14 protein-coding genes are annotated in these 16,090 nt (G+C 45.6%); 8 read left to right on the top strand and 6 right to left on the bottom strand.

Annotated features, from left to right (window positions below):
* Positions 1-146: 146 nt before the first annotated feature.
* Both ilvC and puuE read right to left on the bottom strand, forming a co-directional pair.
* The gene (gene ilvC, locus N4J56_RS28980) at positions 147-1,142 is read right to left on the bottom strand and encodes a ketol-acid reductoisomerase (RefSeq protein ID WP_015157199.1); all 996 of its coding nucleotides are present in this window, start codon (positions 1,140-1,142) and stop codon (positions 147-149) included.
* A 127-nt stretch (positions 1,143-1,269) separates the two neighbouring features.
* A complete protein-coding gene (puuE, locus tag N4J56_RS28985) occupies positions 1,270-2,178 on the bottom strand; it encodes an allantoinase PuuE (RefSeq protein WP_317109634.1) in 909 nt (302 codons plus the stop codon).
* 149 nt (positions 2,179-2,327) lie between these two features.
* Between puuE and rsmH the strand changes: the two genes are divergently transcribed.
* From rsmH to carA, 4 genes are all read left to right on the top strand, one after another.
* A complete protein-coding gene (gene rsmH / locus N4J56_RS28990; protein WP_317109636.1) occupies positions 2,328-3,281 on the top strand; it encodes a 16S rRNA (cytosine(1402)-N(4))-methyltransferase RsmH in 954 nt (317 codons plus the stop codon).
* Between the two features lie 313 nt (positions 3,282-3,594).
* Complete coding sequence (locus tag N4J56_RS28995) at positions 3,595-3,900, top strand: hypothetical protein (protein WP_317109637.1); 306 nt, start codon at positions 3,595-3,597, stop codon at positions 3,898-3,900.
* 140 nt (positions 3,901-4,040) lie between these two features.
* The gene (cphA, locus tag N4J56_RS29000; protein WP_317109638.1) at positions 4,041-6,668 is read left to right on the top strand and encodes a cyanophycin synthetase; all 2,628 of its coding nucleotides are present in this window, start codon (positions 4,041-4,043) and stop codon (positions 6,666-6,668) included.
* A gap of 296 nt (positions 6,669-6,964) precedes the next feature.
* On the top strand, positions 6,965-8,101 hold the full coding sequence (carA, locus tag N4J56_RS29005; protein ID WP_317109639.1) for a glutamine-hydrolyzing carbamoyl-phosphate synthase small subunit: 1,137 nt from the start codon (positions 6,965-6,967) through the stop codon (positions 8,099-8,101).
* A 68-nt stretch (positions 8,102-8,169) separates the two neighbouring features.
* Here the strand turns inward: carA and N4J56_RS29010 are convergent, their stop codons facing one another.
* Complete coding sequence (locus tag N4J56_RS29010) at positions 8,170-8,904, bottom strand: DUF1028 domain-containing protein (protein WP_317109641.1); 735 nt, start codon at positions 8,902-8,904, stop codon at positions 8,170-8,172.
* Positions 8,905-9,115: 211 nt separating this feature from the next.
* Positions 9,116-10,432 carry an ABC transporter substrate-binding protein gene (locus N4J56_RS29015; RefSeq protein ID WP_410500626.1) on the bottom strand — a complete coding sequence of 439 codons (1,317 nt, stop codon included), beginning with the start codon at positions 10,430-10,432 and terminating at the stop codon, positions 9,116-9,118.
* A 174-nt stretch (positions 10,433-10,606) separates the two neighbouring features.
* Here N4J56_RS29015 and N4J56_RS29020 point away from each other — a divergent pair, with 174 nt between their 5' ends.
* Positions 10,607-11,437 carry a carbohydrate ABC transporter permease gene (locus tag N4J56_RS29020; RefSeq protein WP_317109645.1) on the top strand — a complete coding sequence of 277 codons (831 nt, stop codon included), beginning with the start codon at positions 10,607-10,609 and terminating at the stop codon, positions 11,435-11,437.
* Positions 11,438-11,447: 10 nt separating this feature from the next.
* On the opposite strand, the gene N4J56_RS29025 is transcribed toward N4J56_RS29020, so the two are convergent.
* Both N4J56_RS29025 and N4J56_RS29030 read right to left on the bottom strand, forming a co-directional pair.
* A complete protein-coding gene (locus tag N4J56_RS29025) occupies positions 11,448-11,873 on the bottom strand; it encodes a hypothetical protein (RefSeq protein ID WP_317109646.1) in 426 nt (141 codons plus the stop codon).
* Positions 11,874-11,992: 119 nt separating this feature from the next.
* Positions 11,993-12,832, bottom strand: a complete 840-nt coding sequence (locus N4J56_RS29030; protein ID WP_317109647.1) for an FAD-binding domain-containing protein — start codon at positions 12,830-12,832, stop codon at positions 11,993-11,995.
* Positions 12,833-12,839: 7 nt separating this feature from the next.
* Between N4J56_RS29030 and N4J56_RS29035 the strand changes: the two genes are divergently transcribed.
* From N4J56_RS29035 to N4J56_RS29045, 3 genes are all read left to right on the top strand, one after another.
* On the top strand, positions 12,840-12,968 hold the full coding sequence (locus tag N4J56_RS29035; protein WP_317109649.1) for a hypothetical protein: 129 nt from the start codon (positions 12,840-12,842) through the stop codon (positions 12,966-12,968).
* Between the two features lie 168 nt (positions 12,969-13,136).
* Positions 13,137-15,164, top strand: coding sequence for a molecular chaperone HtpG (htpG, locus tag N4J56_RS29040; protein WP_317109651.1), 2,028 nt, complete (start codon positions 13,137-13,139; stop codon positions 15,162-15,164).
* Between the two features lie 175 nt (positions 15,165-15,339).
* Positions 15,340-16,077, top strand: a complete 738-nt coding sequence (locus N4J56_RS29045) for an ABC transporter permease (protein ID WP_317109653.1) — start codon at positions 15,340-15,342, stop codon at positions 16,075-16,077.
* Positions 16,078-16,090: the final 13 nt, after the last annotated feature.

Below are 16,090 nucleotides of genomic sequence, written 5' to 3' on the forward strand. Positions count from 1 at the left end.
ATTAAGAGATAACTCTGTTTTTTCAAGTTCCCCTTGTTAAGGGGAATTATAAGAGTCTACGTTTTAGAAGTCCCCCTTGTCAAGGGGGATTTAGGGGGATCTCCGTTTTAAAAGTCCCCCTTGTTAAGGGGGATTTAGGGAGATCGTTAATCCTGCTTCATCCAACTAAACATGGCACGTAAATCTTTGCCAACTTCCTCAATTGGATGTTCTGCTTCTTGACGGCGCGTGGCAGTAAATCCTGGTTTACCAGCTTGGTTTTCTAATACAAATTCCCGCGCAAATTGACCGGATTGAATTTCTTGCAAGACTTTCTTCATTTCTGCTTTGGTCTGCTCGGTGACGATGCGGGGTCCGCGAGTATAATCGCCATATTCGGCAGTGTTGGAAATGCTGTCGCGCATTTTTGCCAAACCACCCTCTACAATTAAGTCAACAATTAATTTGACTTCATGCAGACATTCAAAATAAGCCAACTCTGGTTGATAACCAGCATCAACTAACGTTTCAAAACCTGCTTTAATTAACGCACTCAAACCACCGCACAATACTGCTTGTTCGCCAAATAAATCGGTTTCTGTCTCTTCTCTAAATGTGGTTTCGAGAATACCAGCGCGAGTTCCACCGATACCTTTAGCGTAAGCCATAGCGCGATCGCGAGCTTGTCCGCTAGCATCCTGATATACGGCAAACAAACAGGGTACGCCTTGTCCTTGTTCGTATGTCCGCCGCACCAAATGCCCTGGTCCCTTCGGTGCAACCATGACGACATCTACATCCGCAGGAGGCACGACCTGAGCGAAGTGAATGTTGAATCCGTGGGCAAAAGCTAAGACTTTACCTTCTTTCAAATGCGGGGCAATTTCTTGTTGGTAAACGCTTTTTTGCACTTCATCCGGCAGCAGAATCATAATTAAGTCTGCTTTTTGTGCTGCCTCAGCAACTGGATATACTGTTAAGCCCGCAGCTTTTGCTTTTTCCGCTGACTTGCTACCAGGATATAGCCCGACTATGACATTTATACCACTATCTTTGAGATTGAGGGCGTGGGCATGACCTTGCGAACCGTAGCCGATAATTGCAACTGTTTTCTGCGCTAATAAATCTAAATTGGCATCTGTGTCATAGTACATCCGAGCCATAAAAGTAACTCCTTGGGGGCAAGCATTAGAAGACTGCAAACTTTCTATAATACCGCAAGAGTGGCTAATAGTTAATAGTTGATGGTTAATCGTTCATTGCAATTAACAATTAGCCATTAGCCATTAACTATTTGGGTTGATGATGTTCGTGCCAGTGACGGGCAATGTCGATGCGGCGACAGATCCAAACGCGATCGCGCTGCTGAATATAATCGAGGAAACGTGCTAAAGCCGCAGTCCTACCAGGTCTACCGACAAGGCGACAATGCAACCCAATACTCATCATTTTGGGGGCTGTTTCTCCCTCGGCGTACAAAACATCAAAAGCATCGCGCAGATAGGCAAAGAATTGATCGCCTGAATTAAATCCTTGCGCCGTCGCAAAACGCATGTCGTTGTTATCTAAGGTATAAGGAATGACGAGATGGGGTTTACCGTAGTCATGCACCCAGTAAGGTAGATCGTCGGCGTAGCTGTCGGAGTCGTAGAGAAACCCGCCTTCTTCTACTACCAACTTGCGCGTATGCGGGCTATTTCGTCCCGTATACCAGCCGAGGGGACGGCTTCCCGTTGCTTGGGTATGAATGGCGATCGCTTTTTGTAAATGTTCTCGTTCCAAATCCTCGCCAAAATATTTATAGTCAATCCAGCGATAGCCGTGGCTGGCAATTTCCCAATTCGCTTCTTGCATGGCGGCTACTGCTGCGGGGTTGCGTTCTAACGCCATTGCTACCCCGTATACCGTAACGGGAATCCCCCTTTGCGTAAACAGCCGATACAGCCGCCAAAACCCCGCCCGACTGCCATATTCATACATCGACTCAATATTCATGTGCCGCGCCCCTGCTAGGGGTTCTGCGCCAATGATTTCTGACAGAAAGGCTTCAGAAGCCATATCTCCATGTAGAATGCAGTTCTCTCCACCTTCTTCGTAGTTAATGACAAATTGAACCGCTACGCGGGCTTGTCCTTGCCATTGGGGATCGGGAGGGGTACGACCGTAACCAATTAAATCGCGGGGATATGGTGTAGGCATTGTGTCTGTGTACTTATACGAGAAATTTCAGCGGAAGCGATCGTCGTTATTTTCAACGATAGTACTCGCGACCTAGAGAAAAAAATCGGCAAAATAGAGGGAGCAACGATTTACACCAAACTAAAAAATACTAAACAAACAACCTCCAAATGAATGTTACCCCCACACCGCTAGAACCAGATGCACTAGAACCAGAAATCCTAGAACCAGCTACATTCAGCCACGTTCCTGTATTGAGCCGAGAGTTAATCGCTGGTTTGGCAGTGCGAGCGGGGGGACACTATCTAGATGCTACCGTCGGAGGTGGGGGTCATAGCAGGCTAATTTTGCAAGCTGCGCCAGATGTGAAGCTAACAGCACTCGATCGCGATGCAGCCGCGATCGCCGCAGCCCAAACTCAATTAGCAGAATTTGGCGATCGAGTACAATTTTTACGGAGTAATTTCGCGACTTACACCCCTCAAAACGCAACTTTTGATGGTATTATCGCCGATTTAGGTGTAAGTTCTTACCAATTTGATACAGCGGCAAGAGGCTTTAGTTTTCGCCATGACGCACCCCTAGATATGCGCATGGACGATCGCCAATCGCTGACAGCGGCGGAAGCGATTAACACCTGGGATGAAAAAAAACTAGCAGATATTTTCTTTCACTATGGCGAGGAAAGATTTTCGCGCCGGATTGCGCGGCGGATCGTGGAAAAACGCCCGTTTCATACGACGACAGAACTAGCTGCTGCGATCGCCTCTGCTGTTCCTGGTGCATATCGTCATGGAAAATCGCGTTCTCAGACGCGCCAAAAATCGATCCACCCTGCTACCCGCGTGTTTCAAGCATTGCGAATTGCTATAAATGACGAACTAACCTCCCTAGAAAATTTCCTGCAACTAGCACCAACTTGGCTCAAACCAGGGGGAAGTATTATCGTGATTAGTTTTCACAGTTTAGAAGATCGGATTGTCAAAAATGCCTTCCGAGCGTCCGAGCTATTACAAATTATTACTAAAAAACCACTCATTGCTCAAACAGATGAACTAGCCCAAAATCCTCGCTCTCGCTCAGCTAAGTTACGAATAGCAACAAGAAGAGATGGTAATGGGTAATGGGTAGTTGGTAGTTGATTGTCAGTTGTCAGTTATCAGTGAAGAAAGGATGTGGGGGAGCCAGTGCGGTCTTGGGGTTCCCCCCATGAGCAACTGGCGCTATCTGGGTGTGGGGTGTAAAGATTTTAAATTTTTTTCTCCCTCAGCAACCTTGCGCTCCCTACTCCCTTAGCTTGATTTCCGATGCGATCGTTCACAAATCCTTCACATCTTTTGCCTAAGCTCTAAACTAATTGGAGTCAAGAGCTACAAAATGCAGGTTTGATGAGGGATATTCAAACTCCGCGATCGCATACAAAGGAAAACAAGTCATATGGATTCAAACTGGAAACATAAAACTAAATTTCCGCTTCGTTTATATCTCAAACAACTATTTTTTGGTTCTCTAGATAAAGTTATTCTCAGCCCTACTGCTTTTTGGTATACGTACCAGCTCGAGCTTTTAGAAAAATGTTGGCTACAAGATATAAGCCAGCAATTAGAAGACTATTTATATGATAATTGGGACTTTTTTTTAATTGAAAACCACTGGGACTTTTATTGGATGTATCAAGTAGAACGCTGTTGGGAACGAGATTGCATAGAATTTTTAGAAAATTGTTGGCTGCAAGAAGAATAAAGCCAAAAGTTAAAAGTTACAGGTCAAAATCGAGGAGACAGGCGACAAAAGACAGAAGTTATGACTAACCACCGATTGTTGGTCACTAATAACTACTCACTTCCCAATAACTACAAATTGCCCAAGAGGAATGAATTAGAATGAGAATTCTCAAAGTTCAAACATTGCGGGGTCCAAACTATTGGAGCATTCGCCGCCATCAACTAGTTGCTATGCAGCTAGACTTGCAAGAATTGGCAGAAAAACCATCTAATGAAATTCCAGGTTTTTACAAGGGGTTAGTTGAAGCACTACCCAGCTTAGAGGGACATTTCTGTTCTCCTGGGTGTCGCGGCGGCTTCCTAATGCGGCTACGGGAAGGCACGATGATGGGTCATGTAGTCGAACACGTAGCCTTAGAACTACAAGAACTAGCAGGAATGCCAACAGGCTTTGGACGTACCCGCGAGACGGCTACTGCTGGGGTTTATCACGTTGTATTTGAGTACGAAAACGAGAAAGCCGGACGCTATGCAGCCCGTGCTGCTGTAAGGCTGTGTCAAAGTATTGTGGATCTGGGATACTACTCCAAATCGGAACTAGAACGAGATCTTCAAGATCTCAAAGCACTTCACCAAGATGCGGCTTTGGGTCCTAGTACAGAAGCAATTATTCAAGCAGCAGAGGCGCGAGATATTCCTTGGATGCAACTCGGGGCGCGTTATTTAATTCAACTCGGCTATGGCAAACGGCAGAAGCGCATACAGGCAACTTTAAGCGGCAACACGGGTCTTTTAGGTGTCGAACTTGCCTCTGATAAAGAAGCTACTAAATATATTCTCAGCAATGCTGGCGTACCCGTTCCTAGAGGTACGGTTATCAATTATTTTGACGAACTAGAAGATGCGATCGCCTCTGTTGGTGGTTATCCCATTGTTATCAAACCGCTAGACGGCAACCACGGTAGAGGCATTACACTCGATATTCAAACTTGGGAAGCCGCAGAAGCCGCCTATGATGCAGCCAAAGCAGTTTCTCGCTCCATTATTGTCGAGCGCTACTATCAAGGGCGCGACCATCGCGTAGTTGTAGTTGATGGTAGAGTTGTCGCAGTTGCCGAACGCATTCCCGCTCACGTTGTGGGAGATGGTAGGAGTACGATTGAGGAATTAATCGAAATTATCAATCAAGGCCCCGATCGCGGCGACGGACACGATAATATCCTCACCCGCATTCAGCTCGATCGCAATAGCGATCGCCTCTTAGCACAACAAGGCTACAGCTTAAATAGCATTCTAGACCGAGATGAAATTTGCTATCTACGAGCTACAGCAAACCTCAGCACTGGTGGTATTGCTTGCGATCGCACTGATGAAATTCACCCGGAAAACATTTGGCTAGCGCAACGTGTAGCAAAAATTATCGGTCTAGATATTGCCGGAATCGATATTGTTACCCCAGATATCAGCCGTCCTTTGCGAGAAGTGGGTGGCGTAGTGGTAGAAGTGAATGCCGCGCCTGGTTTTCGGATGCATACCCATCCCAGCCAAGGCAAGCCTCGCGATGTCGCGGCAGCAGTCATCAATATGCTGTTTCCCCCAGGTAAATCCAGCCGCGTTCCCATCCTTGCTGTCACCGGAACCAATGGTAAAACCACAACCACGCGCTTACTTGCCCACATCGTCAAACAAACTGGTAAGACTGTCGGCTACACTACCACCGATGGGACGTATATCGGCGATTGTTTAGTCGATAAAGGCGATAATACAGGTCCTCAAAGCGCCCAGTTAATTCTACAAGACCCCACGGTAGAAGTTGCCGTACTGGAAGCAGCACGGGGCGGAATTTTGCGCTCTGGGTTGGGATTTGATGCCTGCGATGTCGGAATTATTTTGAACGTAGCTGCCGATCATTTAGGAATTGGCGATATTAATACAGTCGAGCAACTAGCTCACCTCAAGAGTGTCGTTGCAGAAACCGTATTTCCCCACGGTTATGCTATTCTCAACGCTGACGATCCTTTAGTTGCGGTAATGGCAAAACGGGTGAAAGCTCAAATAGCCTACTTTTCACTCAACCCAAATAATCCCATCGTGCGAGAACATACTCGACATGGCGGCTTAGCGGCAGTGCATGAAGACGGTTATTTGTCAATATTGCAAGGAGAAATCAAACTACGACTCGAACAAGCAGTCAACGTACCGCTAACGATGGGCGGACGCGCCAACTTTGCGATCGCCAATGCCTTAGCTGCGAGTTTAGCAGCATTTACCCAAAGAATCCCCTTGGGACAGATTAAAGCTGGATTGCAGACATTTCAACCATCTGCCAGCCAAACCCCAGGTAGGATGAATTTATTTGAGTTAGGCGATTATCACGCATTAGTTGACTACGCCCACAACCCCCATAGTTACGAGGCATTGGGTAGCTTTGTCCGCAACTGGCAAGGAGAACGGATCGGCGTAATCGGGGGGCCTGGCGATCGCCGCGACGAAGACTTCATTACCTTGGGCAAACTCGCCGCCGCAATGTTTGACTTTATTATCGTCAAAGAAGACGACGATACGCGCGGTCGTCCCCGTGGCGATGCCGCAGACTTAATCGAAAAAGGCATCCGCCAAGCCAATTCCAACTGTCGCTATGAATCCATTTTGGAAGAGACAAGAGCCATTAACACCGCTCTCGACATGGCTTCCCGTGGTAGTTTAGTAGTCGTCCTCCCCGAAAGCGTCAGTCGTGCCATTCGTTTGATTGAATCTCGACAAGTAGGGGCGAGGAGCGAGGAGTAAGGAGCGAGGGAAAAGAGTGATGCGTGGTGAGTAGTGTGAGGTGTGGGAGGTGTGGGAGGTGTGGGAGGTGTGGGAGGACACAAGGGAGAATTTTCTCCTTGCTCTCCCCCATCTTCCCCCCTCTCCCTTATCTCCCTTGTCCCCCCTTCGCCCCCTAATCCCCACTCCCTACCCTTCGGGAACGGCTTCGCCGAACGGTCGTGGGGAAGAGCGAGTTCCCCCCCTTGTCCCCCTTGTCTTCTTATCCCCCTTGTCCTTACCCTAACCCCTAATCCCTAACTCCTAACCCCTTAGTTATGACCTCTCAACCCGCCCTTCTCGTTCTTGCTGACGGTACTGCTTATCATGGTTTATCTTTCGGTGCTACTGGTACTACCATTGGCGAAGTCGTATTTAACACTGGCATGACTGGGTATCAAGAAGTCTTAACCGACCCCAGTTATCGCGGTCAAATTGTCACGTTTACCTACCCAGAATTGGGAAATACGGGCGTAAATCCTGAAGACGAAGAATCCGATCGCCCCCAAGTTAAAGGTGCGATCGCCAAAAATGTCTGTTACCGTCCTAGTAATTGGCGCTCTACGGGCAGCTTGCCTGACTACCTCAAACAGCACAACATCCCTGGAATTTACGGCATCGATACCCGCGCCTTAGTCCGCAAGATCCGCGAAGTAGGATCGATGAATGGTGCTATTTCTACAGAAATCCTCGACGAAGCAGAATTATTGCAACTCGTCCTCGCTGCCCCCAGTATGGCAGGATTAAACTTAGTCAGCGAAGTTACCACACCCACTGCTTACGAATGGTCTGGAACCACTGACTCTGTTTGGGAATTTAAACCCGTAGCCCCAAATGGGAAGACTCTCACAGTTGTTGCCATTGACTTTGGCATCAAACGCAATATTCTGCGGCGACTAGCGAGTTATGGCTGTCGCGTCATTGTCGTTCCTGCTAATACGCCACCAGAAGAGATTCTGAAATACAATCCCGACGGCATCTTTCTTTCCAATGGACCTGGTGACCCCGCCGCCGTTGCCGAAGGATTTGAAACGACAAAAGCCCTACTTTCAGCCCAGAAACCAATATTTGGTATTTGCATGGGACATCAAATACTAGGTCGGGCATTAGGGGCAGAAACCTTCAAGCTAAAATTTGGTCATCGCGGTTTGAATCAACCTGCTGGCTTACAAAGGCAAGTCGAAATTACCAGTCAAAATCACGGCTTTGCACTTGATGCAGATTCGATTCCAGCAGATGTCGAAATTACTCATCTCAATTTAAACGATCGCACCGTAGCAGGGTTGCGCCACAAATCCCTACCCCTATTCTCAGTCCAATACCACCCTGAAGCCAGCCCTGGTCCCCACGACGCAGATTACTTATTTGCCAAGTTCGTCGAATCCATGCGTCAGTCGCGTACTGTAGGGGTGTGAGAAATAGGGTGTAGGGAGAATTCGGAATTCCGAATTCCGAATTCATGCGTGAATTTTGAGTTGCTCCCTCAGCCCCTCAGCTCTCTTCCCCTGCTCCCTGCTCCCTGCTCCCTAGTCGGAGTAGCCAAATACTTAGCGATCGCACTTACCATAGTCCGAGGACACTGGGGAGGCATAGTCTGCCGAAACGACTGATAATAATCTTGACGCGATTCTTCAAATAGACACCGCAGTTCCACCAATGGATTCTCATGGCGATCGACACGCAAATCCAAATAAGGATAAACATCTCGATGCACGACATACAGCGCTGCCGATTGCCGTCCTCGCTTGTCTCCCCCAGCCGCCTCGCCAGCTTCCAAAGCATGTAACAGGCGATCGCAAAACTCCATTTCCGCCCTAGCTTGATAGGCATCTGCCATCGCGACCAAAACTTGTTCGCCTAATAGCATATTTCCGGCGACAGAAAAGTAAGGATATGTCAAGTGTCCTGCCCAACCAACGCAGTCTTCACCCGTCCACGCTGCCGTATGACCGTGACGATCTACCAAATGTAGCTGACGCTGATGGCAATTGAGATCGTCTTGCAGTAACAGATGTAAAGTATCTTCAGCCGAAACTCCATGTTCTAGCAATTGCAGGCTACAAATGCCTAATAGCGGGTTAGTTTGACCCTGAGTCGCGATCGCTCCTACAGTTGCCTTAGCATGAGGTACGAGCGCCCCTACAGCCAGATGCTTAGTTGCCACTGCCACCCCAGTCATTTGCGTTGCCGAATCCCAAGCCACAATTGAGAAGGTCATAAATTCCAGAGCGCCCGAATCGTCAAGACACGTACATGAATGTTATTCCCAGATAACATTTATTCGCGATCGCTTACTGTTTTGGATTTAACAATTTGTAGGAAATGGTAGTTGGTCATTGGTAATTGGTAGTTGGATGGTGAGTGGTGAGTGGTAAGAGATCGTTCTCCCTCTGCTCCTGAAGCCCTTCTGCTCCCCTGCTCTCTGCTCCCTACTCCCTGCTCCCTCTCTGAAAAATCAAATCCAACCTTTGCTGTGCGGCTTGTAATGCCTCGGTAGGGGTGCTTTTCCCTAATAAAACAGCTTCTAACGCCCTACCTAAATTTTCTGACAAGCGACTGTAACCAGGAAAAATCGGACGCGATCGCCCGTATTTTGCCTGCGCTAAAAACACTTCTACGGCAGGCTGTTTTTTGATGAAATCTTGATATTTCTGGCTTTCCCTTGCCTTCATATTGACGGGTAAATACCCCGTACCAATTGCCCAATCAGTTTGAAATCCTTCACGGACAACATACTCAGCAAACTTGAGCGCAGCTCGTTCGCGTTCGGGCGTAGACTTGAATACAAATAAGTTCTCTCCACCGATCGCAGTTGCTTGGCGATCGCCTTGAGGAATTGGAAACACGCCAAAATCTATTCCTGTGGTTTGGAACTGTCCCAGCGTCCAGGGACCAGTCAATTGCATCGCGACTTTTCCAGCTAAGAAAGCATCGATTTCAAATCCTCGTTCTGGTAAAGATAGAACGACAGAACCATCATCGACTAAATCGCGCCACAATCCCAGTGAGGCGATCGCACCCTTGTCATCTGCTATGTTTACATCTGCTGGTTGTTGGGGATTGTTACTTGCCAACTCGCCGCCACCACTCCACAGGAAGGGTAGCCACAGAAAGACGCTAAATTCCCCTTTTCCTAACGGCAAAAACATTCCGTGTTGGTCGATCCGTTTGTCTCCGTCTTTGTCAATGGTTAATTGACGCGCAACTTGACGCAATTCTTCCCAAGTTTGCGGTAACTGAGTAATTCCTGCGGCTTCAAATAAACTGGGACGGTAAAATACACCTACGTTATTTACCCCAAATGGCACAGACCAAGTATGTCCTTGATACTCCATCGTCGCAAACAGGCTAGGATCGATTTCATCCTTGACGGGAGAAGTTTGCAGCAGATCGTCTAGAGGACGAATGGCATCGAGTTCCACCAATTGTCCGGTTAGCGTCGCATTAAACCACAGTAAATCTGGCGGTGCATTTCCTACTACTGCTGCCAAAATTTTCGGTAATTGCTGTTCCGCTTGCCCGACATACAAAGATTCTACTTGAACGTCAGAATGCTCTCGATTGAAGCGATCTACCAGCGCTTGTAAAACATCTCGATTGTGTGGTGGATTGACTCCTTGCCACAGCGTAATTTTTGTCACTCCAGAATTGCTAGGTGTCGCCTGACATCCCACCAAAGTTAGGGTTATCACGAGTAAGAGGAGAAGAAATTTAGTTGTGACTAGGTAGCGATTGAGCAACTTCACTAGTTTTTTCAATTGACTTTTAAGTTTTATTGTCAAAATTTTAGTCTAGAATTGCCTCCTGTAGATAAACGCGGGTAAATAGGTATTTTTGATATATTGTCAGATATATTCTGAGTATATATTTAAGAATAATCATTGCGGATATAGGTGTAAGCCTTGCTAAAGGAGATACAGATGAAGATAGATAAAAAGATATCTTTTATTCCAATTTTATATGGAATTTTGATTGTCTATGCGATCGCCACTTTTTTACCCTTTGCTTGGGCGCTTTCTGCTTCATTTAAACCCTTGTCTGAAATTATTGCTGGCGGCTTGAACTTGTTTCCGCAAAACTTTACTTTAGAAAATTATCAAAAGATTTTTCTAGAAGAACCATTATTTGGTCGTTGGCTATTTAATAGTGTCGTAGTTGCAAGCACTGTCACTATTTTTAATCTTTTATTCAACTCAATGGCTGGTTATGCTCTTGCACGTATTCCATTTAAGGGAAATCAGATCCTATTTTTCAGTATCTTAGCAGTTTTAATGGTTCCAGCTCAAGTGACGCTAATTCCTAGTTTTTTAATTCTCAAATCTTTAGGCTGGCTAAATTCATATCAGGGATTAATTGTTCCGAATATTGTCAATGCGACTTTCATCTTTATGATGCGGCAGTTTTTTGTTAGCTTTCCCAAAGAATTAGAAGAAGCTGCTGCCTTAGATGGTTTGGGGTACTTAGAAACTTTCTTTCAGATTGTTTTACCTTTAGCTAGACCAGCTTTAGCAGCCCAAACTATATTTATATTTTTAGGTTCGTGGAATAACTTTTTAATGCCATTAATGATTATTTCCACCCCAGAAATGTTTACTTTGCCCTTGGGTTTGAATACATTCAAGGGACAATACATTAGTTATTGGAATTACATTATGGCTGCGTCTATGGTATTCACTTTACCTGCACTATTAATTTATGCCTTTTTTAATCGCTACTTTATTCAAGGGGTGACTTTCACGGGGAGTAAGTAGAGTGCGTTAATTAACGCACTCTACTATATATATATCTTTCTGCTACTTTCCAATAGCGAGAGAATCGTTTCAGATCGATGTAACCATCGTACTCAAAAAATGGCTCGACTTCAAAAACTTCTAGTTTTAGCGATCGCTCAATTTCATTGCAGATTGTTTCAAATCTGGGACTAGGACTATTCGCTGTCACAATTGAATCGGCATTATGTTCTTTGGCAAAAGCTAACACTTCTTTCGCCACATCACCTCGTCTAATCACAACAGGTAATTCCAACAAACATTCATAAATAAAAGCAATTCGTTTCAAACTTAACTGCCACTCCTCAATTAAAGCCTCATCCCAAACCCAAATTGCAGGCGAATTGGGATATTCTTGCAGTGCAGGATTTTTTGGACTCAAGCAATCTCCGTGTATCCAGATAATAGGTTGGTTCATGGTAATGGGTAATGGGTAATGGGTAATTTCCTAACTCCTGTACGGGCGGGTTTTGAACCAAGATTTATTGTCACAATCCGTGAATCTTTTGCTAAACCCGCCCCTACGACTTCCGATTCCTATCGCCTTTTTTTCCCGCGTTGCCAACTCTGACTATTAGGCTGCCGACTAAATTCTGCTTTGGGAAACAATCGCTGTTCTATTTGTTCGTAACCACCCTCAAAGTCACAATGTCCGTAGAGGGGACATTCGCGACAGTAAACTCCCTCAGTGTATCGTTCTAAGTTTTCGCGGTTAAAGAAATAGGGTTTGTGGCTAAAGGTACTCGCTACCCATTGCCAAGACATATTGTTACTCGCCGGATCGCCATCTAACAAGTGTTCGAGAAACCATATTGCCCCGACTTGCCAGCGGATGCGCCGCCAATGCACCATGTAAGCAGCCATCCACATCCGGGCGTGGTTGTGTAGATACCCTGTCTGGCGCATTTGTTGACTGAAACTGTCGATACAAACTAGCCCCGTCGTCCCTGTGGCGATGTCTTCTGGTAGTTTAGGGGCGTATTCTTTGGCAGTGTAACCAGTTTTATATTCTTCTCGATCTTCCCAAATTCCATTTCCTAATTTGACATATAGGCGTTGCCAATAGTCGCGCCAGCCGAGTTCGTTAATTAATTTCGTCGCTTCATCTGGCTGCTGAATTTTGTTCAGGACATATTTCTTAACATCAGCGAGACTCAAAACTCCATAACGGAGATAGGGCGAGAGACGAGTTACCGCACCCGTGAGAAAATTGCGAGTTTTGGCGTACCGGGCTGCATCTACTATTTGTAAAGCTTCTTCAGCCGCTTTACGACCCCCCACAGTTTCGCTGATATTATCATCTCGGCTAGCAGCAGTAGGAAATTGTTCTTTTAAGTAGGCTACCAGTTCTTCACGACTGGTAAATTCGCGTTGCATATCCTTCATGTCAGTTATCAGTTATCGGGAAATCGTAGGGGCGGGTTTAGCAAGAGATTCACGGCTGGCGGCGAGAAATTTTTGGTCAAAACCCGCCCGTACAGCAGTAGTTGCGAATTGCGTTCACGAAGTGTAGCGCAGCGTTTATTGTAAATCGCGCATTGAATTGTCTCCCTTATCTAAAAACAGGTAGGGTAAACCGAATTAGCGTTGGGGGGAATCTTTAGTTAAGTAAAGAGCGATCGCGTGGTTTAAGCCATTAAGATCCTGATTAAAGAACATTTCACCACAACACTGATTTAGTATGCGGGAACAAGGCACAATCAGCATCCACACTGAGAATATTTTTCCCATTATTAAGAAATCTCTCTACTCCGACCATGAGGTTTTCTTGCGGGAATTGATCTCTAACGCAGTTGATGCTATCCAAAAGCTGAAAATGGTATCCCGTGCTGGGGAGTATTCCGGCGAGATTGGCGAACCAGAGATTCAAATTGCTATAGACAAAGATCGCAAAACTCTGTCCATCTCCGACAACGGTATCGGGATGACGGCGGAGGAAGTCAAGAAATATATCAATCAGGTGGCTTTCTCTAGTGCAGAAGAATTTATTCACAAGTACGAGGGGAAATCTGACCAACAGATCATCGGTCATTTCGGCTTGGGTTTCTACTCTTCCTTTATGGTGGCGCAAAAAGTTGAGATCGATACTCTGTCTTACCAAGCAGGTGCGCCAGCCGTCCATTGGAGTTGCGATGGTTCCCCAGAGTTTATTTTAGAAGACTCATCTCGCAGCGATCGCGGTACGACTATTACCCTGCACTTAATGGAAGACGAGCAGGAGTACGTAGAAGATGCACGTATCAAGCAACTTGTCAAGACTTATTGCGATTTTCTGCCTGTTCCCATCAAACTGAATGGCGAGGTTATCAACCAGCAAAAAGCGCCTTGGCGAGAGTCGGCAAATAATCTCACCAAAGAAGATTATTTGGAATTTTACCGCTACCTATATCCTTTTCAGGAAGAACCCCTGTTGTGGGTACATCTCAACACTGACTATCCTTTCATCCTCAACGGGATTTTGTATTTTCCTAAACTCAGACCGGATGTAGATGTCACCCAAGGACAGATCAAACTATTCTGCAACCAAGTCTTTGTTAGCGACCATTGCGAAGAGATTATCCCGCGATTCTTACTACCAATGCGGGGAGTGATTGACAGCACAGATATTCCTCTCAATGTCTCCCGCAGCGCCTTGCAAACAGACCGGACGGTAAGGAAAATTGCCGATTATATTTCTCGTAAAGTCGGCGATCGCCTCAAGGAGTTATACCGCAATAGCCGCGAAGAGTATATCAAAGTTTGGCAAGATGTAGGTACGTTTGTCAAATTTGGTTCCCTCAACGACGAGAAATTCAAAAAACAAGTCGAAGATATCGTCATCTACCGCACAACCTATGAAACGCCTGTAGAGGCTGCGTCCTCACCTGCGACAGAAACACCAGCCGTCCAAGTGCAAGCAGAAGAGGGAGACGCATGGCAAGACGTACAACCAGCAGAATCTACTCCCGACTCAGGTACGGGCGTGCAGGAGAACGCCCCTACAACTTCCCCCTATACCACGCTGAAAGAATACCTAGAACGTAACAAAGAACGTCACGAGAATCGCGTTTACTATTGCACCGATGAAGTTACCCAAGCTACTTATGTAGAACTGCATAAGAAGCAGGGTTTAGAAGTCCTATTTATGGATTCCTTTATCGATACTCACTTTATTTCTTTCCTAGAAAGAGAGTATTCAGATGTTAAATTCTCTCGCGTTGATTCTGACTTAGATCAAACTCTACTTGACAAAGATAAAGCTGGGGAAATTGTCGATCCGACTACGAACAAAACTCGCAGCGAATTAATCAAGGAATTGTTTGAAAAAGCCTTGAATAAACCCAAACTCAACATTCGTACAGAAGCATTAAAATCTGACGATCCGCAAGGTACGCCCCCAGCAATGGTGTTGTTACCTGAATATATGCGCCGCATTCAAGAAATGAGTGCTTTTGTCCAGCAGCAAACAGCACAGTTTCCTGACGATCATATCTTACTAGTTAATACCGCGCATCCGCTGATTCAAAACTTAGTCAGCCTCAGCCAAGGTAGTATTATCCAAGGTGAAGGGCAGTCGCCAAGTGCCGAATTAGCTAATTCAATTTGTCAACACGTTTATGACTTGGCATTGATGGCACAAAAAGGATTTAATGCTGAAGGAATGAAATCTTTTGTCGAGCGTTCCAATCAGGTATTAACTCGCCTGACAGATCGCGCTACTAGTGGCTAAATTATCTCATGTTTTGCATTGAGCGACTAGAAGTCGCGGCTACACAAGCGAAGTCTGCCTTCGCAGACTCTAAGATAAATTAACAGCTCTTAAAACCCGCGTCGGCGGGTTTTGTCTGTGTAGTCGCGAATTTCATTCGTACATAAATGTTCGAGGTCGAGCGACCATATTTGTTATGATTACCGATATTTGGACTGTCATTTGGAAAGAGTGGCGCGAACTTTTATTTCAGCGCGGTAGCCTCAAAACAACGATTCTAAGTTGGCTACCTTTAATCTTAATATTCGGCTTGCTCATGCCGATTCAAATTGGTACATTTTGGGTAGACTCTCCCTTTACAATTGCTTATTGGGGTTGGCTACCAACTCTACCAGTTATGGCGCTTATTGCTGATAGTTTTGCAGGAGAAAGAGAGAGACATACTTTAGAAACTTTATTGGCAAGTCCTTTATCAGAAGTAGCAATTCTATTCGGTAAAATTATTACAGTTGTGATCTATGGTTTATTATTAACGCTAATAGTCTTACTAACAGGTTTGATAGCTGTTAATTTAACTCATAACAAAGGAGAAATTTTACTCTATCCGATAGGAATAACTTTAACTGGAATTGGATTGGGAATTTTGACAGCTACAGCTATGGCAAGTATAGGTGTCATTGTCTCTCTCCGCAGCCCCACAGTTAAACAAGCAGCCCAACAATTAGCTTTTGTTTCTATTGCCTTAACTTGGATTCCACTTTTGAGTTTGAGCCTAATTCCAACTCAATTACAAACAAGTCTTTTAAAGTCAGCTAAAAATACTAATATAACTCACGTAATTTTAATCGTTTTCTTGGTGTTGGCGATCGCCAATCTAGGACTCCTATTCATAGCAATCAAAAGATTCAAGCGATCGCGCTTAATTCTCGATTAGGTAGGTGCGTTAA

The organism is Chroococcidiopsis sp. SAG 2025 (assembly GCF_032860985.1).
GTDB lineage: Bacteria > Cyanobacteriota > Cyanobacteriia > Cyanobacteriales > Chroococcidiopsidaceae > Chroococcidiopsis.

What these genes read in the sequence shown, in the direction of transcription:
- N4J56_RS29045 (WP_317109653.1), top strand. Translation starts at nt 15,340, where the DNA reads ATGATTACCGATATTTGGACTGTCATTTGGAAAGAGTGGCGCGAACTT.
- ilvC (WP_015157199.1), bottom strand. Translation starts at nt 1,142, where the DNA reads ATGGCTCGGATGTACTATGACACAGATGCCAATTTAGATTTATTAGCG.
- carA (WP_317109639.1), top strand. Translation starts at nt 6,965, where the DNA reads ATGACCTCTCAACCCGCCCTTCTCGTTCTTGCTGACGGTACTGCTTAT.
- N4J56_RS29030 (WP_317109647.1), bottom strand. Translation starts at nt 12,832, where the DNA reads ATGCAACGCGAATTTACCAGTCGTGAAGAACTGGTAGCCTACTTAAAA.
- rsmH (WP_317109636.1), top strand. Translation starts at nt 2,328, where the DNA reads ATGAATGTTACCCCCACACCGCTAGAACCAGATGCACTAGAACCAGAA.
- N4J56_RS28995 (WP_317109637.1), top strand. Translation starts at nt 3,595, where the DNA reads ATGGATTCAAACTGGAAACATAAAACTAAATTTCCGCTTCGTTTATAT.
- cphA (WP_317109638.1), top strand. Translation starts at nt 4,041, where the DNA reads ATGAGAATTCTCAAAGTTCAAACATTGCGGGGTCCAAACTATTGGAGC.
- N4J56_RS29035 (WP_317109649.1), top strand. Translation starts at nt 12,840, where the DNA reads ATGTCAGTTATCAGTTATCGGGAAATCGTAGGGGCGGGTTTAGCAAGA.
- puuE (WP_317109634.1), bottom strand. Translation starts at nt 2,178, where the DNA reads ATGCCTACACCATATCCCCGCGATTTAATTGGTTACGGTCGTACCCCT.
- N4J56_RS29020 (WP_317109645.1), top strand. Translation starts at nt 10,607, where the DNA reads ATGAAGATAGATAAAAAGATATCTTTTATTCCAATTTTATATGGAATT.
- N4J56_RS29010 (WP_317109641.1), bottom strand. Translation starts at nt 8,904, where the DNA reads ATGACCTTCTCAATTGTGGCTTGGGATTCGGCAACGCAAATGACTGGG.
- htpG (WP_317109651.1), top strand. Translation starts at nt 13,137, where the DNA reads ATGCGGGAACAAGGCACAATCAGCATCCACACTGAGAATATTTTTCCC.
- N4J56_RS29025 (WP_317109646.1), bottom strand. Translation starts at nt 11,873, where the DNA reads ATGAACCAACCTATTATCTGGATACACGGAGATTGCTTGAGTCCAAAA.